The organism is Pseudomonas sp. NyZ480 (genome assembly GCF_029537255.1).
Lineage (GTDB): Bacteria > Pseudomonadota > Gammaproteobacteria > Pseudomonadales > Pseudomonadaceae > Aquipseudomonas > Aquipseudomonas taiwanensis.
In genome coordinates this window covers 3,654,719-3,680,893 of sequence record NZ_CP120626.1, presented here as the reverse complement: position 1 = coordinate 3,680,893, position 26,175 = coordinate 3,654,719, and the positions used below count along the sequence as shown (strand labels likewise).

The following is a 26,175-nucleotide window of genomic DNA, read 5'->3' as shown; positions in this document are numbered from 1 at the left end:
AGTCGGCTTGCCGGCGATGAGGCCAGTGCGGACTAACGCTTAGTCGCGGTACTCACACAGGTAGGCAGTGTCCACCGCCACTTTCAACTGGAACTTGCTGTCGGCCTGCACGTTGAACTTGTCGCCAGCGTTGAAGGTTTCCCAGTTGTCGCTGCCTGGCAGCTTGACGGTCAGGGCGCCGGAAACGACATGCATGATCTCGCGCTTGGCGGTGCCGAACTCGTATTCGCCCGGTGCCATGACGCCAACCGTGGCCGGACCTTCAGTGCCTTCGAAGGCGATCGACTTGACGGTGCCATCGAAGTACTCATTGACCTTGAACATAGGGCGACTCCTGAAATGAGGGGGGATGAAAAAGGGCTGGCCAGTATGCCCAAGGCCACTGGCGCCGTCATCTGCTTTCAGGTGCCGTGGGCCGGCAGTGTCAGGGGCAGCAGGCGCGCCGTATTGCGCGCATCTTCCAGGGCCCGGTGCTGTTGACCGCAAAATTGTAGCCCGGCCAGTTGCAAGGCACCGTTGAGCCCGGTCGGCCGCTGCAGGTGGCGAGCCTTGGCGAAGCGTTGCTTGAGGTTGATGTGCGGCAGGTCTCGCAGCAGGCTGTCGACCTTGTGCTGTTGCCATTCCTGCAATAATTGCTGGCGATCGTAGTCGCCCCAGCTGACCCAGGCCTGCAGCTGGCCCCGATGGTGCCCCAGCCAGCGTTCGAAAGCGACCCACACTTCGGCGAAACCGGCGGCGCTGTCCACGCTGGCCTGGCTGATGTGCGTAAGCTCTCGGCAGAACGGCGTCAGCTGCGGGCGCCGTCTGGGCTTCACGAAGCGCTGGAAATGGTCGACCTCGCGGCCTTCGCGGGTCACCAGGCTGGCGCCGATTTCAATGACTTCCATCTCTGTGACCGGCCAGCCACCGTCATCGGTGGTGGCTTCCAGGTCGATCACCAACCAGTGGCCCATACCAGGCTCCCTTGCCATTCATGCCAAAGCAGCGTAGCCAATGTCTGCCCCCACGGCATCCCCTGGCAAAATGCCGTCACTTTGGCATAACCAGCGGTTGTGCGCCGCTGGGAAAACGCCTAGTTTAGGCGCATCCAGGTACGAACCGTGATGAGTGTCCGTCTTGACTCCAGCGCCCGGCCTAAAAGTGTTGTCTTCCCTGTTGGTACTCGCCGCGCTGTGGCTGGTCACGCCTGCCTGCGTTGCCGGGGCCATCGAAGTGAAGATCGGCGCCGCGCATTTCCCTCCTTATACGGTCCGCCCCGAGCAGGGCGCGGACACCGGCTTGCTGCCACAACTGGTGGAAGCGCTCAACCGGCTGCAGCAGGACTACCGCTTCGTGCTGGTGCCGACCTCCATTCAGCGGCGCTTCGGCGACTTCCAGCAAGGTCGCACCGACATGGCGATTTTCGAGAACCCGCAATGGGGCTGGCAAAGCATTCCGCATCAGACCGTGGACATGGGCCTCGAGGATGCCGAGGTATTCGTCGCCAAGAGGCTCGACAACCGTGATCAGCGCTACTTCGATGACCTGAGGGGGAAGCGGCTGGCGCTGTTCAATGGCTACCACTACGCATTCGCCGCTTTCAACCCCGACCCGAACTACCTACGCAAGACCTACAACGCGACGCTGACCTATTCCCATGACAGCAACCTGTTGATGGTTCAGGCCGGCCGCTCCGACATCGCCCTGGTGACCCGTTCCTACCTGAGCGATTTCATGGTGCGCAACCCGGAAAGCCTGGCGCAGTTGATGGCCTCGGAGCGGGTCGACCAGGTCTACCACCACTACGCGTTGCTCCGCCCCGATGCCCCCATCAGCGACAAGGCGTTCGCCGGGTTGCTACGTGACCTGCGAGAGACCGGCGAACTGTCGCGGATCTTCCAGCCATACCGCATTACCGTGGAAACCCCCGGCGACTAAATTCTTGCAGCGTGGTCACGTTTTCAGGTGTGAGCCTTTCTATTCTCTACCTGTGAGCCATGACCATGCCGTTCGATGCCGCTTCGCAGCCCTTGTCCCTGCCACGCTGGCGCAGCCTGAGCGCCGATGAGGGAGACTGCTGGCTGAGCCTGACCCTTGAAGGTCGCCCGTTGATCCGGGTGCGCCTGGAGCCGGCTGAAACCCTGCACGTTCACCTCGAACGCCTTTGCCCGGAGCGTCCGTACCAAGCCTTGTGGGCCGCGTGCTATTGGTTGCTGTCGCGCGACCCCGCGCGCCAGCGCCTGGCCTGGCGTCTGCCCGAGCCTGTGCCGCAGGCATTGACCAGCGGCCTATTGCTGAGTGCCGACCAGCCGGGGCACTACCTGTGCGAACGCACCCTGTTCTGGCAATTGCCCCAGCCCTGGCTGGGCCAGGTCGCCAGCGAGCCCTATCCGCAGCAGATGCAGATCAGCCATGGCAAGCGTCACCCCCGCCGTGCACCGAAACCCCGTGGTGAGGTGTATCGCCGTTTCGATGCCCGCCTGGGCAGCTGGGTATCGTTGCGCACCCTGGAAATCGACCAGGACCTGGAGCGCTTCAACCGCTGGCAGAACAATCCGCGCGTCGAGCGGTTCTGGCAGGAGGGCGGCTCCCTGGAGCAGCATCGCGAATACCTGACCAAGCTCGACGCCGACCCTCATACCCTGACGCTGATCGGCTGTTTCGATGACCAGCCTTTTGCCTACTTCGAAGCCTACTGGGCGAAAGAGGACCGCATCGCTCCGTTCTACCCTGCTGACGATTACGATCGAGGCGTGCATATGCTGGTGGGCGAGGAGACGCACCGAGGGCCGCACAAGGTCGCGAGCTGGTTATCGGCCCTGGTGCATTACCTGTTCCTGGACGACCCGCGTACCCAGCGGGTGGTGGCCGAACCACGCGCCGACAATGGCAAGATGATCGGCTACATGCACGACCAGTGCTTCCACTGCGAGAAAGAGTTCGACTTCCCGCACAAGCGTGCGGCGCTGATGATCCTGGGGCGCGAGCGCTTTTTCGATCATTGCAAGCTGGTTTGACGGTATCTCAACAAGAACTGCGCAGCCCGGGTGGGAGCGCCGGGTGGGAGCGGCCTTTTATCGCGAAGAGGCCGCTCCCCGGGGGGCGGAAAACGGCCTGAAAAACTCAGGCCTGTCGGCTGGCCGTCTTGCGGCAATGTACCAGGGCGTCGCGAATCATGAAATTCACCAGCGTTGGCGACACGCCCAGTTCCTTGGCGATGTCCTTCTGTGGCACGCCGTGCAGGCGGTACATCTCAAAGGCGTAGCGAGTGCGCTGCGGCAGTTCGTTGAGCGCATCGGCAATGTGCTCCAGGGTGGCGAGGTTGATGTGCGTAGCTTCCGGCGAGGCGTTCTGGAGGACCACATTCAGGCCTTCCTCTTCACTCCCGGAGTACTTCAGTTCCATCGCCTGCTTGCGGTAGTGGTCGATGGCCAGGTTACGCACGATCTGAAACAGGTAGCTGAGCTGGGCCTTGAATGACGAGGTGATCTGCGGAGCAGCGCTCAGACGGAAGAAAGCGTCCTGTACGACATCTTCAGCGCGTGAGCGACAACCCGTGATGCGGGCGGCGATCTTCACCAGAATGCTGCGATTGTCGACGAATGCCTGGAGTAATGGTGAATCGCACTTACTTGTGGATAGTTGTTCCGCCATGGAAATCACCTTGTCTCAGATGGGAGAGGTCGCACCCCATGTGGGGTAGCTTCCTACGACGTGCGACAAGCTATTCGTAATGATAATTAATGTCAAATACGAAACGTAATTAGTAAATATAACCTTCGGGAATATCCGCTACGAAGCCGCCGTGGGCGCGAGCGTGCTCACGATGCGCCGTGGGCGGTGCTCTGCCCGCGCCCTATCTCCATCCCTCCCGACGCTAATTTCTTCCCCCACCAATCCGTTCACCTGTGTACATCCGGCCGCCGAGCGCTGCCCGCCGACCACCGCGTGGGCAGCTGGCCCGACTTACCCAGACACTGGCAGGAACCCCCCATGACGGACGCCTTCGAACTCCCGCTCACGCTGGTCCAGGCCCTGGCGCAACGCGCCGCGCAGACACCGGACCGCATCGCCTTGCGCTTTCTGGCCGATGACCCCAGCGAGCAGGCCGTGCTTAGCTACCGGGACCTGGACGCGCGCGCTCGCACCATAGCCGCCGCCCTGCAGGCGCGAACCGCACGAGGGGACCGCGCCGTGCTGCTGTTCCCAAGCGGCCCGGATTACGTTGCGGCGTTCTTCGGTTGCCTGTATGCCGGCGTCATCGCCGTTCCGGCCTACCCGCCGGAGTCATCGCGCCGCCATCATCAAGAGCGCCTGCTGTCGATCATCGACGACGCCGAGCCGCGCCTGCTGCTGACCGTCACTGCGCTGCACGACAGCCTGCAGGGCCTGGAAGCCTTGAGCGCGGACAATGCTCCGGCACTGTTGGCGGTGGACAGCCTGGACCCTGCGCTGGCGGCGTCCTGGCGCGAACCTGCGCTGGCGTGCGATGACATCGCCTTCCTGCAGTACACCTCCGGCTCCACCGCCCTGCCCAAAGGGGTCCAGGTCAGTCACGGCAACCTGGTGGCCAATGAGCAACTCATTCGCCATGGTTTCGGCATCGACCTGAACCCGGACGATGTGATCGTCAGCTGGCTGCCGCTTTACCACGACATGGGCCTGATCGGCGGCCTATTGCAGCCGATCTTCAGCGGTGTGCCGTGTGTGTTGATGTCGCCAGGCTACTTCCTCGCCAGGCCGCTGCGTTGGTTGCAGGCGATCAGCGCGTACGGCGGCACCATCAGTGGCGGCCCTGACTTCGCCTACCGACTGTGCAGCGAGCGGGTCAGCGAGGCGGCCCTGGCCGGGCTCGACCTCAGCCGGTGGCGCGTGGCGTATTCCGGCTCCGAGCCCATCCGCCAGGACAGCCTCGCCACCTTCGCCGACAAGTTCCAGTCCTGCGGTTTCCAACCGAGCAGCTTCTTTGCCAGTTACGGCCTGGCCGAGGCCACGCTGTTCGTCAGCGGCAGCCGTCGTGGCCAGGGTATCGCTGCGTTGGAACTGGACGCCGAAGCGTTTGCCGCCAACCGCGCCGAGCCGGGCGAGGGCAGTGTGCTGATGAGCTGTGGTTATCCGCAGCCTGGACACGCTGTGCGTATCGTCGAGCCACAACGGCTCGAGGTGCTGAGTGACAACCAGGTGGGCGAGATCTGGGCGGGTGGCCCGAGCATCGCCCTGGGCTACTGGCGCAACCGTGAGGCCACTGCCCGGACCTTCGTCGAGGCGGACGGCCAGACCTGGCTGCGCACCGGCGACCTGGGGTTCATGCGCGATGGCGAGGTGTTCGTCACCGGTCGCCTGAAGGACATGCTCATCGTCCGTGGGCAGAATCTGTACCCGCAAGATCTGGAAAGAACCCTCGAGCGTGAAGTGGCGGTGCTACGCAAAGGTCGCGTAGCGGTGTTCGCCGTCGACGATCAGGGCGAGGAGGGCATTGGCGTTGCGGTAGAGGTCAGCCGCAGCGTGCAGAAGGCCGTCGAGCCTCACGAACTGATCAAGGCCCTGCGCCAGGTGATCGCTGATGCCTGCCGTCAGGCCCCCGCCGTGGTGTTGCTGCTCAATCCCGGCGCGCTGCCCAAGACCTCAAGCGGCAAGCTGCAACGCTCGGCCTGCCGTCTGCGCATGAGCGACGGTAGCCTGGACTGCTATGCGCGTTACCCGGCACCTGCCGAGCCGGCCATCGCCACGGCCGTTGGCGACGCTCTGCAGGCGCGCATCGCGACAGCCTGGCGCGAGGTGCTCAAGGTCGAAGCGGTGGCCGCGGACGATCACTTCCTGCTGCTGGGCGGCAACTCCATCGCTGCTACCCAGGTGACTGCACGCCTGGCCGACGAGTTGGGCATCGACCTGGGGCTGCGCACGCTGTTCGAAGCGCCCATCCTGGCGGACTACCGTGCTGCCGTGGCGGCCATCCTTGCCCAGGGCAGTGCCAAGGCGACGGTTATCAGCAGCCTGAGCCGTGGCCAGGCGCTGCCACAGTCGCTGGCGCAGAACCGCCTGTGGTTGCTGTGGCAGCTGGCGCCGCAGTCGGCGGCCTACAACATTCCCGCCGGCCTGCACTTGCGCGGCGAGCTGGACGTCGCTGCACTGGAAGCTGCGTTCCAGGCCCTGGTGGCCCGCCATGAATCGCTGCGTACGCTGTTCAGCGAAGAAGGCGGCCAGGCGTTGCAACGGATCCTGCCCGAGCGACCGTTCACTCTAAAGCGCGTGGACCTCCAAGGGCTGAGCGCCGATGACGTGGCGAGGCTGCGTGAGGAGGAGGCCCAGCATCCGTTCGACCTGACCGGCGACCCGCTGTTGCGGGTGACCCTGGTGCGCCTGGATGACGAGGACCATCAGCTGTGGGTGACCCTGCACCACATCATTGCCGATGGCTGGTCGCTGAACATCCTGCTCGATGAGTTCGCCAAGTTGTATGCCGCACATTGCCAGGGCCTGCAAGCCAACCTCGCTCCCCTGTCGCTAGGCTATGCCGACTACGGCAACTGGCAGCGGCAGTGGCTGGCCGATGGCCAGGCGCAGCGCCAGTTGGCGTACTGGAAGGCCCGTCTGGGCGATGAACTGCCGGTGCTCGACCTGTGCACCGACCATCCGCGCTCCGCCCTGCGCGACCGGCGCGCCGCGCGCCTCAACCTAAAGGTGTCGGCCAAGTTGGGCGACGCCATCAAAGGCCTGGCCCGAGAGCAGCAGGCGAGTCTGTTCATGGTCCTGCTGGCGGCATGGCAAGGCCTGTTGCACCGCTACAGCGGCCAGAACGACCTCTGCGTCGGCGTGCCCAATGCCAACCGTCCGCGCCTGGAAACCCAGGGCATGGTCGGCTTCTTCATCAACACCCAGGTGCTGCGCGCCAAGCTCCATGGCCGTCTGCCGTTCCAGCAGTTGCTGGCGCAGGTGCGCCAAGCGACCCTTGAAGCCCAGGCCAACCAGGACCTGCCGTTCGAACAACTGCTCGAAGCCTTGCCCGAAGCGCGCGAGCAAGGCCTGTTCCAAGTCATGTTCAACCACCAGCAACGCGACCTGTCTGCCCTGCGCCGCCTGCCCGGCCTTCTGGCCGAAGAGCTGCCGTGGCATAGCCGCGAAGCCAAGTTCGACCTGCAACTGCACAGCGAGGAAGACCACCAGGGCCGCCTGAGCCTGGCGTTCGACTACGCTGCCGAACGGTTCGAAGCCAGCACCATCGAGCGCCTGGCCCAGCACCTGCTGGCGTTGTTGGAGCAAGTCTGCGCCCAACCGCGGATGGCCTTGGGCGAGGTCCGTTTGCTGGATGAGCAGGGCCGCGAGCAACTGCTGGGTTGGGGCCAGGCCCCGATGCCAGCCCCTAAGAGCCTGCTGTTAGGGCAACTGAACGAGCAGGCCCGGCTGACCCCGCAGCGCACGGCGCTGGTGTGGGAGGGCGGTAGCCTCGATTACGCCGAACTGCACCAGCAGGCCAACCGGCTGGCCCACTACCTGCGCGACAAAGGCGTCGGCCCGGACACCTGCGTTGCCATTGCCATCGAGCGTTCACCGCAACTGCTGATCGGCCTGTTGGCCATTCTCAAGGCCGGTGGCGCCTATGTGCCGCTGGATGTCGATTACCCGGCCGAGCGTCTGGCCTACATGCTCGAAGACTGCAAGGCCGGCCTGCTGCTCAGTCACAGTGGCCTGCTCGACAGGCTGCCGCAGGTGGACGGCGTCAGCGCCATTGCACTCGACCAACTGCACCTGGACAGTTGGCCAAGCCAGGCGCCTGGCCTGCATCTGGATGGGGATAACCTGGCCTACGTGATCTACACCTCCGGCTCAACCGGACAACCCAAGGGCGTCGGCAATACCCACGCGGCCCTTGCCGAACGCCTGCAATGGATGCAGGCCACCTACGGCCTGAACGACAGCGACGTGCTGATGCAAAAGGCGCCGATCAGTTTCGATGTGTCGGTGTGGGAGTGCTTCTGGCCGCTGGTCACCGGCTGCCGCCTGGTGCTGGCCGGCCCCGGCGAGCATCGCGACCCGCACCGCATCGCGGCGCTGGTGCAGCAGCATGGCGTGACCACGCTGCACTTCGTCCCGCCGTTGCTGCAAGTGTTCGTGCAAGAGCCGCTGACTGCCGGCTGCACCAGCCTGCGGCGAGTGTTCTCCGGTGGCGAGGCGCTGTCGGCGAACCTGCGTGACCGTGTGCTGCAAGTGCTACCGCAGGTGCAGTTGCACAACCGCTATGGCCCGACCGAAACTGCGATCAACGTTACCCACTGGCATTGCCAGGCAGAGGATGGTGAGCGTTCACCCATCGGCCGCCCGCTGGGGAATGTGATCTGCCGGGTGCTGGATGACGAGATGGAACTGACCGCCCCGGGTGTGCCGGGCGAACTGTACCTGGGCGGTGCGGGTCTGGCGCGGGGCTATCTGGGCCGTCCGGGCCTGACCGCCGAACGCTTCGTGCCCCAGGTCGATGGTAACGGCGAACGCTTGTACCGCAGTGGCGACCGTGCCCGCTGGCAGATGCAGGTCCAGGCGCTGGAGTACCTGGGTCGCCTCGATCAGCAGGTGAAAGTGCGCGGGTTCCGCGTCGAGCCCGAAGAGGTCCAGGCCTGCCTGCTGAGCCAGTCCGGTGTCGACCAGGCCCTGGTGCTCATCCACAAGGATGGGATCAGTGCACGACTGGTCGGCTACTACAGTGGCACCGCCCAGCCTGAAGCGCTGGTGGCGGCCCTGGCAGAGCGGTTGCCGGCCTACATGGTCCCTGCGCAGTTGATTGCGCTGGCGCACCTGCCGCTGGGCCCCAGCGGCAAGGTCGATCGCAAGGCCTTGCCAGCGCCGGTCTGGCAGCAGCGCGAACATATCGAGCCACGAACTGCGTTGCAGCAGGAGGTGGCGGCGATCTGGCGCGCGGTGCTCAACCTGCCACGTATCGGCCTGCAGGACGACTTCTTCGACCTTGGCGGCCACTCGCTGCTGGCTACCCAGATCGTCTCCCGCACCCGCCAGGCCTGCGATGTCGAGCTGCCGCTCAAAGCCTTGTTCGAAGCCAGCGAGCTGGGCGCTTTCTGCGCCGAGATCGCTCGCATCCGCGAGGCTGGCGAGCGCAACCTGCAAGGCGAGATCGCACGTGTCGACCGCCGTCAGGCCGTGCCGCTGTCTTACTCTCAGCAGCGCATGTGGTTCCTCTGGCACATGGAGCCGGACAGCCCGGCCTATAACGTCGGTGGTATGGCCCGGCTGCGTGGCACTCTGGATGTGGAGGCCTTCGAGCGTGCCTTGCAGGCGCTGATCGTGCGCCATGAAACCCTGCGTACCACCTTCCCGAGCATCGACGGCGTGCCGTACCAGTGCGTTGCCGAGCACAGCGGCCTGCAGCTCGATTGGCAAGACTTCAGCACCTTGCCTGCCGATTCCCGCCAGCATCGTTTGCAGCAACTGGCCGATGCCCAGGCGCACCAGCCGTTCGACCTGGAGCGCGGCCCGTTGCTGCGTGCGTGCCTGGCCAAGACTGAGGTGCACGAGCACTTCTTCGTCCTGACCTTGCACCACATCGTCACCGAAGGCTGGGCCATGGACATCTTCGCCCGCGAGCTGGGCGAGCTGTACGAGGCCTTTGTCGACGCGCGCGAATCGCCATTGGCGCCGCTGCCGGTGCAGTACCTCGACTACAGCGTGTGGCAACGCCAGTGGCTGGAGAGCGGTGAGGGCACCCGTCAGCTGGCCTACTGGAAAGCCCGCCTGGGCGATGAACACCCGGTGCTGGCCCTGCCGTCCGACCGCCCGCGCCCGGCCGTGCAGAGCCACCGGGGGGAGCTGTATCGCTTCGACCTCGACCCGGCGCTGGTGGCCCGCGTGCATGCCTTCAACAGCCAACGTGGCCTGACGTTGTTCATGACCATCACCGCCACGCTGGCCGCATTGCTGCACCGCTACAGTGGCCAGCGCGACCTGCGCATCGGCGCGCCGGTGGCCAACCGTATTCGTCCCGAGAGCGAGGGGCTAATCGGCGCCTTCTTGAACACCCAGGTGCTGCGCTGCGAGATGGACGGACAGATGACCGGCACCGCGCTGCTCGATCAGGTGCGCCAGGTCGCCATCGAGGCCCAGTCGCACCAGGACCTGCCGTTCGACCAACTGGTCGAAGCCCTGCAGCCGCCGCGCAGCAGTGCCTACAACCCGCTGTTCCAAGTCATGTGCAACGTCCAGCGCTGGGCCTTTCAGCAGCGCCGCGAACTGGCGGGCATGCAGGTGGACTACCTGGTCAACGACGCCAGTGCCACCAAGTTCGACCTTTATCTGGAGGTCACCGACCTGGACGGCCGCCTCGGCTGCTGCCTGACCTACAGCCGCGACCTGTTCGACGAACCGCGCATCGCGCGCATGGCCGAGCACTGGCAGCAGTTGCTGGTCGGCCTGCTCGACGATCCTCAACGACGTCTGTGCGAGTTGCCGATGCTGAGCCACACCGAGCAGCAGGTGCTGGTGGGCCATTTGCAGGGCGAGCCGGACCACGGACTCAACCAGACCCTTCACGGCCTGTTCGCCATCCAGGCCGCCAGTACCCCGCAAGCCCTGGCACTGACCTTCGCCGGCCAGCACCTGAGCTACGCCGAGCTGGACCAACGGGCCAACCGCCTGGCCCGGGCCCTGCGCGAGCGCGGTGTCGGCCCGCAGGTACGGGTGGGCCTGGCCCTCGAGCGCTCGTTGGAGATGGTCGTCGGCCTGTTGGCCATTCTCAAGGCCGGCGGTGCCTATGTGCCGCTGGACCCCGAATACCCGCTCGACCGTTTGCACTACATGATCGAGGACAGCCGCATCGGCCTGTTGCTGAGCCAGCGCACGCTGCTGGAGGCGCTCGGCGAGCTGCCCGATGGCGTGGCCCGCTGGAGCCTCGAAGATGATGCCGTCAGCCTGTCCGCCTACAGCGATGCGCCGCTGGACAACCTCAACCTGCCACAGCACCAGGCGTACCTGATCTACACCTCCGGCTCTACCGGCAAGCCCAAGGGCGTGGTGGTCAGCCACGGTGAAATCGCCATGCACTGCCAGGCGGTGATCGCCGCCTTCGGCATGCGTAGCGACGACTGCGAGCTGCACTTCTATTCGATCAACTTCGACGCAGCCAGCGAGCGCCTGCTGGTGCCGCTGCTGTGCGGTGCCCGCGTGGTGCTGCGCGCACAGGGGCAGTGGGGCGCCGAGGACATTTGCCAACTGGTGCGCGAACAACAGGTGAGCGTGCTGGGCTTCACCCCGAGCTATGGTAGCCAGCTGGCCCAGTACCTGGCGGGGCGGGGCGAGCAACTGCCGGTGCGCCTGGTCATCACCGGCGGCGAGGCGCTGACCGGCGAGCACCTGCAACGCATTCGCCAGGCCTTCGCGCCGCAACAGTTCTTCAACGCCTACGGGCCGACCGAAACGGTGGTGATGCCGCTGGCCCGCCTGGCGCCGCAGACCCTGCCCGCCGATGCCGGCAGCGTGCCGATCGGCCGGGTGATCGGCGCACGTAGCGCGTACATTCTCGACGAGGACCTGGCGCTCCTGCCCCAGGGCGGCATCGGCGAGCTGTACATCGGTGGTGCGGGTTTGGCCCAGGGTTACCACGACCGCCCCGGGCTCACTGCCGAACGCTTCGTCGCCGACCCATTCAGCCATGATGGCGGTCGCCTGTACCGCACCGGCGACCTGGTGCGCCTGCGTGCCGACGGGTGTGTGGAGTACATCGGGCGTGCCGACCAGCAAGTGAAGATCCGCGGTTTCCGCATCGAGCTTGGCGAGATCGAGAGCCGCCTGCAGGAGCATGCCGATGTCGACGACGCGGTGGTCCTGGCAATCGACCTGCCCGGTGGCAAGCAACTGGTGGGCTACCTGGTGTGCAGGCAGGCCACGGCGAGCGCCGAGGCCCAGGCCTCGCTGCGCGAAGCGATCAAGGCCGATGCCCGCCAGCACCTGCCGGACTACATGGTACCGGCGCACCTGGTGCTGCTCGACAGCTTGCCACTGACGGGCAACGGCAAGCTCGATCGCCGCGCACTGCCGCTGCCGGATCTCCAGCAAGCCCAACAGCATTACCTGGCCCCGAGCAACGAAGTCGAGGCACAGTTGGTGCAGCTCTGGTGTGAGGTGCTCAATGCTGCCCGCGTGGGCGTGCAGGACAACTTCTTCGAACTGGGCGGCGACTCGATCCTGTCGATCCAGGTGGTCAGCCGTGCCCGTCAGCTGGGCCTGCAGTTCACCCCGCGCGACCTGTTCCAGCACCAGACCATCCAGACCCTCGCCGCCGTGGTCAGCCGCAGCGCAGCGCCAAGCGACATCGAGCAGGGCTTGCGGCAGGGGCGTAGTGGCCTGACGCCGATCCAGCACTGGTTCTTCGACAGCCAGGTCACCCAGCCACAACACTGGAACCAGGCTGTGCTGCTGCAAGCTCGCCAAGCACTGGACAGCACGGTGCTGGAGCGCGCCCTGGCCGGCCTGGTGGAACACCACGACAGCCTGCGCCTGCGCTTCGTCCAGGCCAATGGCCGTTGGCAAGCCGAGTATGCGGCGTCGGCCAGCCAGCAGTTGCTGTGGACCGCCACGGTCAGCGACTTCGACGACTGCCAGGCGCTGTACACCGACGTGCAGCGCAGCCTCGACCTGCACCAAGGCCCACTGCTGCGCGCCTTGTTGGTGAGCGATGGGCAGGGCGCACAGCGCCTGTTGCTGGCGATCCACCACCTGGTGGTCGACGGTGTGTCCTGGCGTGTCTTGCTCGAAGACCTGCAAGCGCTCTACCGTGGCCAGACGCTCGCTGCCAAGACCCATGCCATGGGCGACTGGGCAGCACGCTTGGCCAGCTACGCCGGCAGTGACTCGCTAAGAGACGAGCTGGATTGGTGGCAGGGGCAACTCGGCAATGTGCGCCACGAGTTGCCATGCGATCACCCTCAGGGCGGTAACCTGAACCGGCATGCGCGCACGCTGGCCATCGGCCTGGACGTGGAGCAGACCCGTCGGTTGCTTCAGCAGGCCCCGGCGGCTTACCACACCCAGGTCAATGACCTGCTGTTGACCGCGCTGGCCCGTGTCCTGTGCCGCTGGAGCGAGGACGAAACCGTACTGGTGCAGCTCGAAGGCCATGGCCGTGACGGGCTGTTCGAGGACATGGACCTGACTCGCAGCGTCGGCTGGTTCACCAACGCCTATCCGCTGTGCCTGAAGCCAGCGGTAGGCGACGACGAAAGCGCCCGCGCCACGTCCATCAAGCACATCAAGGAACAACTGCGCCAGGTACCGCACAAAGGTCTGGGTTACGGCGTGCTGCGCTACCTTGCCGATGACGTCGGGCGCGAGCGCATGGCGGCCCTGGCGCAGGCACGCATCACCTTCAACTACCTCGGGCAGTTCGACCAGCAGTTCGATGCCGCCGCGCTATTCCAGCCGCTGGATGCGCCAGCGGGCCTGGCCCATGACCTCGATGCGCCGCTGCCGAACTGGCTCAGCGTCGACGGCCAGGTCTATGGCGGCGCCTTGCAACTGCGCTGGACCTACAGCGCCGAGCGCTACGACGATTCGACCATCGCCCGTCTGGTCGAGGCCTATCGCCAAGAGTTGCTCGCACTGGTCGAGCATTGCCTGGCCGATGGCAACGGCAGCTTCACCCCATCAGATTTCCCCCTGGCTCGCCTGACCCAGGAGCAGATCGACGCCTTGCCGGTACCCGCCGACGAGATCGAAGACGTCTACCCGCTGACGCCGATGCAGGAAGGCCTGCTGTTGCACACGCTGCTGGAACCCGGCACCGGCATCTACTACATGCAAGACCGCTACCGCATTAACAGCGCGCTGGACCCTGAACGCTTCACCCAGGCCTGGCAGGCCGTGGTGGCGCGCCACGAAGCCTTGCGCGCATCGTTCAGCTGGAACGCTGGCGAGGCGATGCTGCAGATCATCCACAAACCCGCCAGAACGCCGGTGGATTACCAAGACTGGCGTGGCCTGGACGACGCCACCCAGGAGGCGCGTTTGCACGCCCTGCACAAGCAGGAGCGCGAGGCCGGTTTCGCGCTGCTGCGCGAGGCGCCGTTCCACCTGCGTCTGGTGCGGGTTGCCGACGAGCGCTACTGGTTCATGATGAGCAACCACCACATCCTCATCGACGCCTGGTGCCGTTCGCTGCTGATGAACGACTTCTTCGAGCTCTACCAGGCCCTCGGCGAAGGTCGCCAGGCCCAATTACCGGTACCGCCGCGCTACCGCGACTACATCGGCTGGCTGCAGCGCCAGGACCTGGACGAAGCCCGTGCCTGGTGGCGGGCCAACCTGGCCGGCTTCGAGCGCGCCACCGCCATCCCGAGCGATCGCCCGCTGCGCCATGATCGTGCCGGCGACGGCATGGTGGTAGGCGATTGCTACACCCGCCTTGAGGTCGGCGAAGGTGTGCGCCTGCGTGAGCTGGCCCAAGCCCATCAGCTTACCGTCAACACCTTCGCCCAGGCGGCCTGGGCCCTGGTGCTGGCGCGCTACAGCGGCGACCGCGACGTCGCCTTTGGCGTGACCGTGGCCGGACGCCCGGTGAGCATGCCGCAAATGCAGCGCACCGTTGGCCTGTTCATCAACAGTATCGCCCTGCGCGTACAGCTGCCCGACGCGGGCCAGCGCCGCAGCGTGCGCCAGTGGCTGCAAGGGCTGCTTGAGCGCAACATGGAGCTGCGCGAGTACGAGTACCTGCCGTTGGTGGCGATTCAGGAATGCAGCGAACTGCCCAAGGGTCAGCCGCTGTTCGACAGCCTGTTCGTGTTCGAGAACGCCCCGGTGGAAACCGCCGTGCTTGACCACGCCCAGCACCTGAATGCCAGCTCCGACTCGGGCCGCACCCACACCAACTTCCCGCTGACCGCCGTGTGCTATCCAGGCGATGACCTGGGCCTGCACCTGTCGTTCGACCAGCGCTACTTCGACTATCCGACCGTCGAACGCCTGCTGGCCGAGTTCAAGCGTCTGCTGCTGGCCTTGGTCGAGGGCTTCGAAGGCGATGTCAGCGAGCTGCCGTTGCTGGGGGTCGAAGAGCAGCGCTTCCTGCTTGAAGACTGCAACCGCACCGAGCGTGCCTACGCCCTTGATCAGAGCTATGTCGAGCTGTTCGAGGCTCAGGTCGCCGCCAGCCCTGAGCGAACCGTCGCCCGCTGCCTGGAGGCGTCGTACGACTACGCCGGCCTGAACCTGGCGGCCAACCGGCTGGGCCATGCATTGGTCGCCGTCGGCGTGGCCATCGACCAGCCAGTGGCCCTGTTGGCCGAGCGCGGCTTGCCGCTGCTGGGCATGATCGTCGGCAGTTTCAAGGCCGGGGCAGGCTACCTGCCGCTGGATCCGGGCCTGCCGACGACGCGGCTGCAGCGCATCGTTGAACTCAGCCGCACCCCGGTGCTGGTGTGCAGCGCGGCCTGTGCCGAGCAGGCGCGTCAGTTGCTCGATGAGCTGGGCGGCGTGATGCGGCCGAAGCTGTTGGTCTGGGAAGAGGTGCAAGCCAGCCGTGTCGCCAGTCATAACCCCGGCATTCACAGCGGGCCGGACAACCTGGCCTATGTGATCTACACCTCCGGTTCCACCGGTTTGCCCAAAGGCGTGATGGTCGAGCAGCGCGGCATGCTCAACAACCAGCTGAGCAAGGTGCCGTACCTGGCACTGAGCGAGCAGGACGTGATCGCCCAGACTGCCTCGCAGAGCTTCGACATTTCGGTCTGGCAGTTCCTGGCCGCGCCGCTGTTCGGGGCCAGGGTCGAGATCGTGCCGAATGCCATTGCCCATGACCCGCAAGGCTTGCTGGCCCACGTTCAAACCACCGGTATCACTGTGCTGGAAAGCGTGCCTTCGTTGATTCAGGGCATGTTGGCCAACGACCACCAGGCCCTGGATGGGTTGCATTGGATGCTGCCCACTGGCGAAGCCATGCCACCGGAGCTGGCGGCGCAGTGGCTGCAGCGTTACCCGGCCATTGGCCTGGTTAACGCCTACGGCCCGGCGGAGTGTTCGGACGATGTGGCGTTCTTCCGCGTCGATGCTGACTCCGCCCGCGGTAGCTACCTGCCCATCGGAACGCCGACTGACAACAACCGTCTGTACCTGTTTGGAGAAGACCTGACACTGGCGCCACTGGGCTCGGTGGGTGAGCTGTGTGTTGCCGGTACCGGCGTCGGTCGTGGTTATGTGAGCGACCCGGTGCGCACAGCGCAGGCCTTCGTCCCGCATCCCTATGGCGCGCCGGGTGAGCGCCTGTACCGCACCGGCGACCTGGCGCGCCAGCGGCCGGATGGCGTGTTCGAGTATGTCGGGCGTATCGACCACCAAGTGAAGATCCGCGGTTTCCGCATCGAGCTAGGCGAGATCGAGGCGCGTCTGCACGAGCAGGCCGAGCTTCGAGATGCCGCTGTCGGTGTCCAGGACGGCGTCAACGGCAAGCACCTGGTCGGCTACCTGGTCGCCCATCAAGGCGTCGTCGCCGACGCTGCGTTGCTTGAGCAGGTCAAGCAGCGCCTGCGCAGCGAACTGCCGGAATACATGGTGCCGCTGCACTGGGGCTGGTTCGACAGCTTGCCGCACAACGCCAACGGCAAGCTTGACCGCAAGGCCCTACCGGCTATCGATATCGGCGGCCAGCACAGCCAGGCCTATGTTGCACCGCGCAATCCGCTGGAAGAGACACTGGCCGGCATCTGGGCCGATGTGCTCAAGGCCGAACGGGTAGGGGTGTGCGACAACTTCTTCGAGCTGGGCGGGCATTCGCTGCTGGCCACGCAGATCGCTTCGCGGGTGCAGAAGCAGCTGCAATTGAACGTGCCACTGCGGGCGATGTTCGAGTGCAGCACGGTGGAGGCGTTGGCTGAGTATGTGCAAGGGCTGCGCGACAGTGCGCTTGATGACGACAAGGTCGACCGGCTGAGTGATCTGATGGCGGAGCTGGAAGGACTGTAGACCGACGGGGGCGCTTTGCGCCTCTATCGCGACACAAGGCCGCTTCCACAGGGGATTGCGTATTCCTGTAGGAGCGGCCATGTGTCGCGATAGGGCTGCAAAGCAACCCCAGTGGTCTCAAACTCAGCGCTTGCCGAGACTCTTCCCGAGCAGCCCCGGCCTCGGTGCCCTCGCTAGCTCTGCAGCTTGCCTTGTCAATCCTCATGAGAGGACGCTTTGATGAATGCCTCATCGAGTGAGAAAGCGTTGAAACGCGACATAAATACTCCGCCACTTTCGAACGCCTCCAGCCGCTGGTTTGCAAGCATGTAGAAGCGGTCACAATTTGCCGCGATCTCTTCGGTGTAATGGGACGATACCAGCACGCTCGCACCTTCTTGGCGTGCACTGTTAATGGCTAGCCATATGTAATGCCGGAATTCTGCATCCACACCTGCAGTCGGCTCGTCGAGGATGATTAATTCACTTTGCAGCAGCAAGAGGGTCAGGGTTAAGTAGCTGCGGATCTCACCGTAGCTGCAGTGAGCAATCTTTTTTTGGGATATTAGATTGTACCGTTTATACAGTAATGGTGACCATTTGGCCAAGCGGGCCAGCATTTCACTTTGGTTGGGGTGGGTGTTTGAGTTCAAGTGCCTTATGAGCTCGCCTGTTTCGCCCATGCGTAATAAAGGAGGTGGTGTTAGGATTTGCGTAAGATAAACAAGTCGCTTTGCCGAGGTGAGGATACGCCCGCTTGAAGGTGTTTTTAATTTGCAGATGAGGTCGAATAGTGTTGTTTTGCCCGCGCCATTGCTGCCTAGAATACCTATCAGCTCACCCGCCTTGAGAGTGAGTGAGATATCCTTCATCAGTGGCATATTCCCATAGCTGAAAGACAGCTCTATTAATTTCATAACGTCCATCAGTATCTGCTCCACACCGGTTGAATTCTAAAATGCCGTCCGGTGATGTAAAGACCAGTAAGCAACGCCGCGAGCGCCATGCAAAAGGACGCCAGCAACGGTATTTCATTGGTGAAGATCATGCGGTTCAGGTGCAGCGGGTTGAAAGAAACAACGCTTTGTGGTGAGAGGCGCATCTGAGTGGCACCTAAATAGCCTGAAAGCAACATGAGAAACGAAAGAAGTGAAAATAGTGTGCTGGCTGTATTGAATTTGATAGGCAGTGCGGCTACAGCAAGCCCGATGCAGCTGAATATCATGAAGCTGGTGTAAAAGCATGCAATCACGTAGAGCAACTCAATAATCAGGTACTGTCCGTATAGCCACTTGGTGACAAGATAAAATAGCAGTGCATAGAGCACGCTCACTACAGAATAACTGACAAAATGTGAGACTAAAAAACGCCCAATGGCGCCGCGCTGGTAAATGAAAGATCTGGTGAAGCCACTCTCTCTTCTTCCTACGAGGTAAAAGCTGAAGCCAAAAAAGGCGACGTTAGCAGAGATGTACGAGAAAAACCACGATGCGGAGTGTATATAGGCGTCGTCACGGCCGGGAGTTGCATCAGTGTGACCCCTTGTCAACAGAAATAGAAGGCAAGGTGCGATGGCTGACCATAGAAGGGCTGTAGGTTCTCTTAATTGTTCTAGGGTTAAGATTCGAGCAATGTGCGCTATTTTTTGTGTGTTGACGATTATGGGCTTCAAGTGTCTATTCATGGGAAGGGTACCATGCGGGATAGTTGGTGTGCGATAACGTGATCGAGGAAGGGGGTGGAGTACCTGTTTTTGAGATTGAAGTGGTGTGAGTTGTTCATGTGAAGAAATAGGTTGGGAGAAAAATATTTACAAAAGTAAATTTTTGATCGAGTAGAGGCTAATTGAGAGGTATAGAGGTAGCCGTTTAGTTCTAAACGTCTGAGTGTGCTCAAAAGGCTCTGGCAGTTGAAGGGTTGGCAGTTAAGGGCAAGGCCGTCACTGCTCTCGTAAGGTGTGCCTTTGGAGATTTCTTGATAGGTTTCATAGTTGTTGCAGGCAAGGAAATGCTTAAGATAAGGGTCTTGAGGCTCGCGGGTCAGATGGCTGTCGTGATCAATCGATTGCATATAGCGAAATGTTTGCCAGAGTTCCAAGATCGCTTTTTCGAGCGCATTGCTTGCAGTGTCTGCGTATGACATGCCTGCGCAATAATGTACTTTGGCGCCGCGGCGCATGTTGCCGTAACAGACAAGGATGCAGGCTCCCGGGAAGCGCCCGTCAGTGAGGTCAAGTACGAGTATGTCGCCAGACTTGCCTAACTCACGAAAGAGCGTAGAACTAGGTCGGAGTTCTAGTAGGGCGCATGCTTCTTGGTAGGTATGGCGTTTGTTATATTTAAGGGTAAGCCAGAAACGCAGTAAAAATTGCCGTTCGAGACTTTCTTTTAGGGCGCCAGTAATGGCGCTTTCAATATTGTCGTGCGCACTGCAACCACAGGTGTCTCGCATTGGGTAGTAACTATTATCAATGTTGTTTCTGCATTCTGTTATTGAGAGGCATGCAGTTGGGACTTTGCAGGAGGTGAAGTCGATAACTCTGTGTACGTTTGTGCGATCAAAGAAATGTGAGTCGAGTTTTATGTCTGTGCCATAGACCGATGTCTGCGCGAAAGCGTCCGTGAAATCAACGATTTCTTGAGCGCTCAGACCATCAGCAAGTTTCTTGGTATCGTTGACCGGGATGTCTAGGTAGAAGTGCTTGCGCTCGGCCGCCACCGCTGCCCCCGCAACCACCAGCGCCGCCAGACCCCCAAAAAACTCAGAGTCCATATCGCACTCATTGTGAGAGGTAAGCATCAAGGATGCTGATGCCATATTGATTTTCCATCGTGTCCCCTTGGTTGTTTTTGTTGTTGCTCGGCATGTGCGGGTATCTGCAGGTTTAGAACTTCAAGCTTTTATTGTCAATGTTGCGACAGCCTAGGATTGATGTATAAAAAACAACGCTGTGTGTGGCTTGGAAGGCCAGTGTAGGGGGCTTCCAGTGGAAAGTTCCTACCTCAGATGGTTGTTGCCGGTTATTAGTGCGAAGAGTTTAATTTTTTGTGGGGTTTATGATTTTTTATTGTGTGAAAATTTACTTTGTGCAGTAAGAATAGTGGCTTTTGTTGCGTCGGTTGTTCAGCGTTTTCTAAGGGGTTGATGTGATGTTTACTCGATCATCATTGTTTCAAAATGTTTAGAAGCCCGTTCGGGCACCACAGCCAGGCCTACCTGGCGCCGCGGGTTGAGCTGGAAGCGGTGCTGGCCGGCATCTGGGCCGATGTGCTCAAGGCCGAACGGGTAGGGGTGTGCGACAACTTCTTCGAGCTGGGCGGGCATTCGCTGCTGGCCACGCAGATCGCTTCGCGGGTGCAGAAGCAGCTGCAATTGAACGTGCCACTGCGGGCGATGTTCGAGTGCAGCACGGTGGAGGCGTTGGCTGAGTATGTGCAAAGGCTGCGCGACAGTGCGCTTGATGACGACAAGGTCGACCGGCTGAGTGATCTGATGGTGGAGCTGGAGGGGCTTTAAGGTGGGGAGCGCTTGGCGCCCCTTTTCATTGGCGTATGTTCATGCGTGCATCCTTCGATATCACGGCGGTCGCGCGCGCCTGTGGCAGGCGTTATTGGCCCGAAACTAGCGTAGGAGCGAGCCTTGCTCGCGATGCGCCGCGCGGGCGGCGCTCGATTTGCGCAACACCACCAAACCCAGGGCAAGCGCCGCACAGCCCCCCCTCTACGCATTTACCGCTTACCCAGAATCTTCCCTAACATCTCCGGCCGCGGCGCCCCTTGCTGGCTCTGCAGATTCCCTTGCTCGTCCTGATAGAAAATCGCCGGCGTAGCCTGCAACCCCATTTCCTCCATCAAGGCGAGATGCGCCTCCAACTGCTTCTGTACCTTCTCAGGCACGTTCTCCAACGGCTTGAGCGTACTGCCCTTGCCGGCCCTCTCGTGCTCGGCCAGCGCCTTGGCCGGGTCCTTGGCGGCCAACAATGCAGCTGACTTGCCCGGGCTGTCCTCGCGGATGATGCCGACCATGATATGGCGCAACTGCACCTTGCCCGACTCGACCCAGGGCCGCGCCTGTTCCCAGAACATGTTGCAGTACGGGCAGTTGGGGTCGCTGAACAGGTACACCTTGCGCGGCGCATTGTCCTTGCCATCGGCGATCCAGGCGGTTTTCTCCATCTTCACCCAAATTTCCTTGCTCATCGGCGCATAGACCAGCTTCTGCAAAGGCTCGGCGCTGAGGTCCTTGCCCTGTTCGTCGAACAGGCTGCCGACCAGCACGTGCTTGCCATCAGGGGTGAGGTACAGGGCCAAGCCGTTGTTCTGGTATTCGGCGGCGTAGCCGCGCAGGCCGTTGGGGGCGTCGAAGCTGCCCTTGATCTCGGCGCCCTTGGCCTGGATCTGTTGGATCGCCTTGGGCAGCTCTTCTGCCTGCAGGATCGGGGCGGCCAGAAGGGCCAGGCTCAGGGGCAGCAGTGCAGTCGATCGCATGTCATTTTCCTTGTGCGGCAGGGGCGGGCGCGCTGGCCCGTTCGAAAGGTTCCAGGGCATGGCGCAGGCTGGCGCGCGACAACTCGCCCAGGTGGCTGCCGATCAACCGGCCATCGGCGTCATAGAACAACGTGGTGGGCAGGGCCATGGAGCCGACCCGCTGGGCCAGCAGGCCGGTGCCGTCAAAGAGCACGTGGGTCAGGCTCAGGCCGGTGGTGGCGAGGAAGGTGCTGACGTTTTCCGGCGTCTCGCCCTGGTTGACGAACAGGAAGGTCACATGCGGATAGTCGCCCTGGGCCTGCTGCAGCACCGGCATTTCCCGGCGGCATGGCGGGCACCAAGTGGCCCAGATGTTGATCACCAGCGGCTTGCCTCGGTAGCTGTGCAACGCCACGGCTTGCCCGCCGGCATTGCTCAGGCTCAGATCCGGCAACTCCGTGCCCTTGCTGTACAGGTGGCTGCCCAAGCTGGCCATGCCCCAGAACAGCGCGCCGCTGAACAATGCCCAACCCAGCGGGCGACGTAGACCAGGCTGGCGCCAGCCCTGCCACAGGGCGGCCAGGACGATACCGACCAAACCGGACCAGAACAGGAAGCCGCCGTCGCGGATGTCGATGATCTGCACCCAGTCATCGCGGTACATCGGCCAATAGGCGAGGACGAAGCCCAGGCGTGCGCACAGCAGGCCGATCAGGAACAGGTTGAACAGCGCCGACTCGGGGCTTTGGCCACCACGCCGGGCGACCCACCAGCCGATCAGACAGGCAACGGCCAGGGCGGCAAGCATCAGCAGATGGTTGAGGGCCATGGTCAACGGCCCGAGGGTGATGGTCAGCATCAACCTTGGCTCCTGGTCTGGGTCCAGTGTTGCACGAATGCCGGCGCGTCCACTTCACCGGTAATACGCCGGGCGCGACGTTCCTGGCCTTCCGGACCAATCCAGATGATGCTGGGCGGGCCGGGTACCTGGTAGCGTTGCAGCAGTTCGCGGCTGGCCGGTGAGTCGGCGGTCACGTCCAGGCGCAACAGGTGCACTCCGGCCAGGCTGGCCCGCACATCGCCACGGGCAAATACCTGTTTCTCCATGACCTTGCACGACACGCACCAGTCGGCATAGTAGTCGAGCATTACCCACTGGCCACGCGCCTTGGCGGCATCCAGTTCGCGTTGCAGGTCCTCGGGGCGGCTTACGGTGGTGAAGGTATCCGCGTTGTGCGGTGTCGCGCTCACGGCGGTGCCTACGGTAAAGGGTCGCAGCGGTTGCCATGGGTCGTCACCACCGGCGGCGGCACCGACCAGTAGCAGGCCGCCCCATAGCGCGCCAAGCAAGGGTACCGCGCGCAGTGCAGGCAGGCGCTGCAAGGCTGGCCAGGCGGCCCAGGCCAGCGCGATCAGCCAGGCACCGCTCAGCGCCAGCACCAGCGTTTCAGCCAGCAAGCTGCGCACGGTGTACAGCGCCATGGCCAGGAACACGAAGCCGAACACGCCTTTGACGCGGTTCATCCAGGCGCCGGGGCGCGGCAGGTAACGGTTGCCCAGCGTCACCAGCAGCAACAGTGGCACACCCATGCCCAAACCCAGGGTGAACAGCACCAGACCGCCTTCGATGACATCGCCGCTCTGGGCGATGTACAGCAGCGCGCCGGCCAGTGGAGCTGTCATGCATGGGCCCAGCAGCAACCCGGAAAGCGCGCCCAGCAGCGCGGCGCCGTACAGGTTGCCGCCACGGGTGCCTTGCCCGGCACGGTCCAGGCGGTCGCGCAGCGCGGCAGGCAGTTGCAGTTCGAATGCGCCGAACATGGGCAGGGCAAGGATCACGAACAGCCCCGCCAGGCTACCCAGCAACCAGGGTTGTTGCAGCCAGGCTTGCAGGCTGGCACCCAGCAGCGCGGCGACAACGCCAAGCGCCGCGTACACCAGCGCCATGCTCAGCACGTATACCCCCGCCAGTACCCAGCCACGGCGGACGCTTGCACCGTTGCCGAGTACCAACCCAGCCAGAATCGGCAGCATCGGCAACGAGCACGGGGTGAAGGCCAGCAACAGGCCAAGGCCGAAGAAGGCCAGCAGGCTCCAGGCCAGGCCAGCTTGCTGCAGGTTGCTGGCCAATGCCTGGTCGCTGGCCTGATCGGCCACGGCCGTGGCGCTGCCGCCAAGGTCTATGGCCGTGGTTTGTGGCGGGTAGCACAAGCCGGCATCGGCGCAGCCTTGCCAACCCAGGCGCAGCTCACCCTTGGCGCTGGCCGGGATCAGCAGCTCCAGTTGGTCGCGATACACCGCGCTGTCACCGAAAAACGCGTCGTGGTGGTTCAGGGCAGGGGGCAATTGTGGGTGTTGGTCGGCCGCCAGGCCGTCGAACTTCAGACGCTTCTGGTAAAGGTAGTAGCCCTGCTTGATCTGGAAGAACAGGCGCATCTGGCCATCGGCCTGGCGGTCCTGGGTCAGGACGAAGGCCTGGTCGACCGGCAGAAAGTCGGGTTTGACGTCAAACGGGTTGGCCTGCAGCGGGCCAGCCAGGAGAAATGTCAGGAAGAGCAGGAGAACGCGCATGTCTTCGCCTTGGCAATGCTTGGGATGCAGCCATGCTGGCCTGGGTTTATTAACTAAGGGTTAACGTAGCCCAGCCGGCGCGACAACCCGCTATCGCCGCCGGAAAACCCAAGGTCCATAATCCCCTCTTAATCGCGCCATAGTGCAATGCCTGTTAGACCATCCTGGGAGCCCCACCATGCACGTTCTGCTCTGCGAGGACGACGATCTGATCGCCAGCGGCATCTGCGCCGGCCTCACCGCCCAGGGCCTGACCGTGGACCGAGTGGCCAACGCAGCTGGCGCCCGTGCCATGCTCCAGGCCGCGCAGTTCGACGTCATGATTCTGGACCTAGGCCTGCCTGACGAAGACGGCCTGAAGTTGCTGCGTCGCCTGCGCCAGCAGGGCGAGAACCTGCCCGTGCTGGTGCTCACCGCGCGCGATGCGGTCACCGACCGGGTCGACGGCCTGCAGGCCGGTGCCGACGACTACCTGCTCAAACCCTTCGACCTGCGTGAGCTGGCTGCGCGTTTGCATACCCTGCTGCGACGGGTGGCCGGGCGCGCAGTGAATGTCATCGAGCATGGTCCGCTGCAGTATGACCCCAGCAGCTGCGAAGCGACCCTGGCCGGCAAATCGGTGGATCTGTCGCGGCGCGAGCAGGCCTTGCTCCAGGCGCTGCTGCAGAACCCCGGTCGGGTGTTGTCCAGCGAGCAGCTCAAGGATTGCGTGTACGGTTTTAGCGACGAGGTCGAAAGCAACGCATTGAACGTGCATATCCATCACCTGCGTCGCAAGCTCGGCAATGGCATCGTCGAAACCGTGCGTGGCCTGGGTTACCGTCTGGGGCCGGCCCAGGCGCCTGAAGAGGTTGCGCCATGAGCCTGCGCGTGCGCCTGAGCCTGATCCTGGGCAGCGCTTTCATTATCATCTGGGCCTTGGCTGCCGCCTGGATGCTGCGAGACCTGCGCCAGCAGATGATGTTCTCCCTCGACCAGCGCCTGGTGGCGTCTGCGCGGATGGTCGCCGGCCTGGTCGACCAGTTGCCGCAGCCTCTGACCGCCAAGGGCGAAGATGCACATTTTTCGGCCGATCAGTTCAGCGTGCCGGACGGCATGGCCTGCCAGGTCAGTTCGCTGCGAGGGGAGATTCTCGCCAGCAACCACAAGCACGACGGCGCCATGGATGACCAGCGCAGTGGTTTTCGCGATCAGACCATCGACGGAGCTTCGTGGCGTACCTTCACCTATAACCACGGCGACATACGTATCACCACCGCCGATCGCCATCAGGAGCGTGAGGCGCTGAACCAGTCGATTCTGCTGGCGGCATCAGCGCCGGTATTGATGGCATTGCTCGGCAGCCTGGGCTTGCTGTGGATCGGTTTGGGCAAGGGCCTGGAGCCGCTCAACCGCATGCGCGATGCCTTGCGCAGGCGTCGCGCCGACAGTGTCGAGCCGCTTCAGGTGGCGGGCTTGCCCAGCGAATTGCAACCTTTGCTGGAGACGCAGAACCAGCTGTTCCTGCGTATCGCCCAGACCATCGAGCGCGAGCGGCGCCTGACCGATGATGCCGCCCATGAACTGCGCAGCCCGCTGACCGCCATCAAGACCCACCTGCAGGTGGCGCGGATGACCGATGGCGCGGTTCGCGAGCAGGCGCTGGAGCACGCCGAGCAGGGCGCCGATCGCATGCACCGCACGCTGGAGCAACTGCTGATGCTGGCCCGGGTGGAAGGCAGCCTGTCATTCGAGGATGGCGTGCAGTGCAGCGCCGAGCAAGTGGCCCGCCAAGCGGTGCAGGATGCTGGGGGAGGGGACAATCGGCGCATCGTCTTGCGCCTGCCCGATGAAGCCGCGCAGATCTACCTGGGCATGCCCGCGCCGCTGGCCGTGGCGGCGCTGCGCAACCTGCTGGACAACGCCCTGCGCCATGGCGGTGAGGCGGCGGTGGAGCTGGATGTCCACATGGCCGATGGACAGGTGGGTTTCATGGTCCGCGACCACGGGCCGGGCATTGCCGAGCAGGACCTGGAGCACCTGACCGAGCGTTTCTGGCGCACTGGCAAGAGCGGCGGCTGCGGGTTGGGGCTGGCCATCGTGCAGGCGATCGTTCAGCGTTGTGCCGGCAGCCTCAGGTTCGACAGTCGCAGCGATGGGCTGCGGGTGCTGCTGCAGGTGCCAGCACGCTCGGGTAGCTGATCTTCCTTGGCCTCATCGCCGGCTTGCCGGCGATGAGACCGTCGAACCCTGC

General features: G+C 63.3%; 15 protein-coding genes. 6 read left to right on the top strand and 9 right to left on the bottom strand.

Annotation, left to right across the window (positions count from 1 at the left end; genetic code table 11):
* Window positions 1-39: 39 nt before the first annotated feature.
* Together P3R38_RS16830 and P3R38_RS16825 are read right to left on the bottom strand one after the other, a co-directional pair.
* Window positions 40-324 (bottom strand): pyrimidine/purine nucleoside phosphorylase, encoded by a 285-nt coding sequence (locus P3R38_RS16830; protein ID WP_023381400.1) that lies wholly within the window; start codon window positions 322-324, stop codon window positions 40-42.
* A 77-nt stretch (window positions 325-401) separates the two neighbouring features.
* Complete coding sequence (locus P3R38_RS16825; protein WP_023381399.1) at window positions 402-953, bottom strand: exonuclease domain-containing protein; 552 nt, start codon at window positions 951-953, stop codon at window positions 402-404.
* A 163-nt stretch (window positions 954-1,116) separates the two neighbouring features.
* Between P3R38_RS16825 and P3R38_RS16820 the strand changes: the two genes are divergently transcribed.
* Together P3R38_RS16820 and P3R38_RS16815 are read left to right on the top strand one after the other, a co-directional pair.
* Window positions 1,117-1,917 carry an ABC transporter substrate-binding protein gene (locus P3R38_RS16820; protein WP_277687229.1) on the top strand — a complete coding sequence of 267 codons (801 nt, stop codon included), beginning with the start codon at window positions 1,117-1,119 and terminating at the stop codon, window positions 1,915-1,917.
* A 65-nt stretch (window positions 1,918-1,982) separates the two neighbouring features.
* Window positions 1,983-2,996 (top strand): GNAT family N-acetyltransferase, encoded by a 1,014-nt coding sequence (locus P3R38_RS16815; protein ID WP_023381397.1) that lies wholly within the window; start codon window positions 1,983-1,985, stop codon window positions 2,994-2,996.
* Window positions 2,997-3,102: 106 nt separating this feature from the next.
* On the opposite strand, the gene P3R38_RS16810 is transcribed toward P3R38_RS16815, so the two are convergent.
* Window positions 3,103-3,633: an RNA polymerase factor sigma-70 gene (locus P3R38_RS16810; RefSeq protein WP_023381396.1), complete on the bottom strand. Its 531-nt coding sequence runs from the start codon at window positions 3,631-3,633 to the stop codon at window positions 3,103-3,105.
* Between the two features lie 339 nt (window positions 3,634-3,972).
* On the opposite strand from P3R38_RS16810, the gene P3R38_RS16805 reads away from it, so the two are divergent.
* Window positions 3,973-16,926 (top strand): non-ribosomal peptide synthetase, encoded by a 12,954-nt coding sequence (locus tag P3R38_RS16805; RefSeq protein ID WP_277686443.1) that lies wholly within the window; start codon window positions 3,973-3,975, stop codon window positions 16,924-16,926.
* 194 nt (window positions 16,927-17,120) lie between these two features.
* Here the strand turns inward: P3R38_RS16805 and P3R38_RS16800 are convergent, their stop codons facing one another.
* The 3 genes from P3R38_RS16800 to P3R38_RS16790 are packed head-to-tail and all read right to left on the bottom strand — an operon-like array spanning window position 17,121 to window position 19,722.
* Complete coding sequence (locus P3R38_RS16800; RefSeq protein WP_277686442.1) at window positions 17,121-17,831, bottom strand: ATP-binding cassette domain-containing protein; 711 nt, start codon at window positions 17,829-17,831, stop codon at window positions 17,121-17,123.
* On the bottom strand, window positions 17,831-18,589 hold the full coding sequence (locus tag P3R38_RS16795; RefSeq protein ID WP_049818824.1) for an ABC transporter permease: 759 nt from the start codon (window positions 18,587-18,589) through the stop codon (window positions 17,831-17,833). The genes P3R38_RS16800 and P3R38_RS16795 overlap by 1 nt, the downstream gene beginning before the upstream one ends.
* Window positions 18,586-19,722 (bottom strand): YcaO-like family protein, encoded by a 1,137-nt coding sequence (locus P3R38_RS16790; RefSeq protein ID WP_277686441.1) that lies wholly within the window; start codon window positions 19,720-19,722, stop codon window positions 18,586-18,588. The genes P3R38_RS16795 and P3R38_RS16790 overlap by 4 nt, the downstream gene beginning before the upstream one ends.
* A 360-nt stretch (window positions 19,723-20,082) precedes the next feature.
* On the opposite strand from P3R38_RS16790, the gene P3R38_RS16785 reads away from it, so the two are divergent.
* The gene (locus P3R38_RS16785) at window positions 20,083-20,421 is read left to right on the top strand and encodes a phosphopantetheine-binding protein (protein ID WP_277686440.1); all 339 of its coding nucleotides are present in this window, start codon (window positions 20,083-20,085) and stop codon (window positions 20,419-20,421) included.
* Between the two features lie 212 nt (window positions 20,422-20,633).
* Here P3R38_RS16785 and dsbG read toward each other — a convergent pair whose 3' ends face one another.
* From dsbG to dsbD, 3 genes are read right to left on the bottom strand one after another with little or no spacing between them, the layout of a single operon-like run.
* Window positions 20,634-21,392 carry a thiol:disulfide interchange protein DsbG gene (gene dsbG, locus P3R38_RS16780; protein WP_104883443.1) on the bottom strand — a complete coding sequence of 253 codons (759 nt, stop codon included), beginning with the start codon at window positions 21,390-21,392 and terminating at the stop codon, window positions 20,634-20,636.
* A 1-nt stretch (window position 21,393) separates the two neighbouring features.
* Window positions 21,394-22,230 (bottom strand): TlpA disulfide reductase family protein, encoded by an 837-nt coding sequence (locus tag P3R38_RS16775; protein WP_186598974.1) that lies wholly within the window; start codon window positions 22,228-22,230, stop codon window positions 21,394-21,396.
* Window positions 22,230-23,942, bottom strand: a complete 1,713-nt coding sequence (gene dsbD / locus P3R38_RS16770) for a protein-disulfide reductase DsbD (protein ID WP_023381392.1) — start codon at window positions 23,940-23,942, stop codon at window positions 22,230-22,232. Before dsbD ends, P3R38_RS16775 begins: the two co-directional genes overlap by 1 nt.
* Before the next feature lie 178 nt (window positions 23,943-24,120).
* Here dsbD and P3R38_RS16765 point away from each other — a divergent pair, with 178 nt between their 5' ends.
* The gene (locus P3R38_RS16765) at window positions 24,121-24,804 is read left to right on the top strand and encodes a response regulator transcription factor (protein WP_023381391.1); all 684 of its coding nucleotides are present in this window, start codon (window positions 24,121-24,123) and stop codon (window positions 24,802-24,804) included.
* Window positions 24,801-26,123: an ATP-binding protein gene (locus tag P3R38_RS16760; protein WP_277686439.1), complete on the top strand. Its 1,323-nt coding sequence runs from the start codon at window positions 24,801-24,803 to the stop codon at window positions 26,121-26,123. Before P3R38_RS16765 ends, P3R38_RS16760 begins: the two co-directional genes overlap by 4 nt.
* Window positions 26,124-26,175 lie beyond the last annotated feature (52 nt).

Bases quoted from the DNA above. Each gene is read 5' to 3' on its own strand.
- P3R38_RS16830 (WP_023381400.1), bottom strand. From the start codon at position 324: ATGTTCAAGGTCAATGAGTACTTCGATGGCACCGTCAAGTCGATCGCC.
- P3R38_RS16825 (WP_023381399.1), bottom strand. From the start codon at position 953: ATGGGCCACTGGTTGGTGATCGACCTGGAAGCCACCACCGATGACGGT.
- P3R38_RS16815 (WP_023381397.1), top strand. From the start codon at position 1,983: ATGCCGTTCGATGCCGCTTCGCAGCCCTTGTCCCTGCCACGCTGGCGC.
- P3R38_RS16810 (WP_023381396.1), bottom strand. From the start codon at position 3,633: ATGGCGGAACAACTATCCACAAGTAAGTGCGATTCACCATTACTCCAG.
- P3R38_RS16805 (WP_277686443.1), top strand. From the start codon at position 3,973: ATGACGGACGCCTTCGAACTCCCGCTCACGCTGGTCCAGGCCCTGGCG.
- P3R38_RS16800 (WP_277686442.1), bottom strand. From the start codon at position 17,831: ATGGACGTTATGAAATTAATAGAGCTGTCTTTCAGCTATGGGAATATG.
- P3R38_RS16795 (WP_049818824.1), bottom strand. From the start codon at position 18,589: ATGAATAGACACTTGAAGCCCATAATCGTCAACACACAAAAAATAGCG.
- P3R38_RS16790 (WP_277686441.1), bottom strand. From the start codon at position 19,722: ATGGCATCAGCATCCTTGATGCTTACCTCTCACAATGAGTGCGATATG.
- P3R38_RS16785 (WP_277686440.1), top strand. From the start codon at position 20,083: ATGTTTAGAAGCCCGTTCGGGCACCACAGCCAGGCCTACCTGGCGCCG.
- dsbG (WP_104883443.1), bottom strand. From the start codon at position 21,392: ATGCGATCGACTGCACTGCTGCCCCTGAGCCTGGCCCTTCTGGCCGCC.
- P3R38_RS16775 (WP_186598974.1), bottom strand. From the start codon at position 22,230: ATGCTGACCATCACCCTCGGGCCGTTGACCATGGCCCTCAACCATCTG.
- dsbD (WP_023381392.1), bottom strand. From the start codon at position 23,942: ATGCGCGTTCTCCTGCTCTTCCTGACATTTCTCCTGGCTGGCCCGCTG.
- P3R38_RS16765 (WP_023381391.1), top strand. From the start codon at position 24,121: ATGCACGTTCTGCTCTGCGAGGACGACGATCTGATCGCCAGCGGCATC.
- P3R38_RS16760 (WP_277686439.1), top strand. From the start codon at position 24,801: ATGAGCCTGCGCGTGCGCCTGAGCCTGATCCTGGGCAGCGCTTTCATT.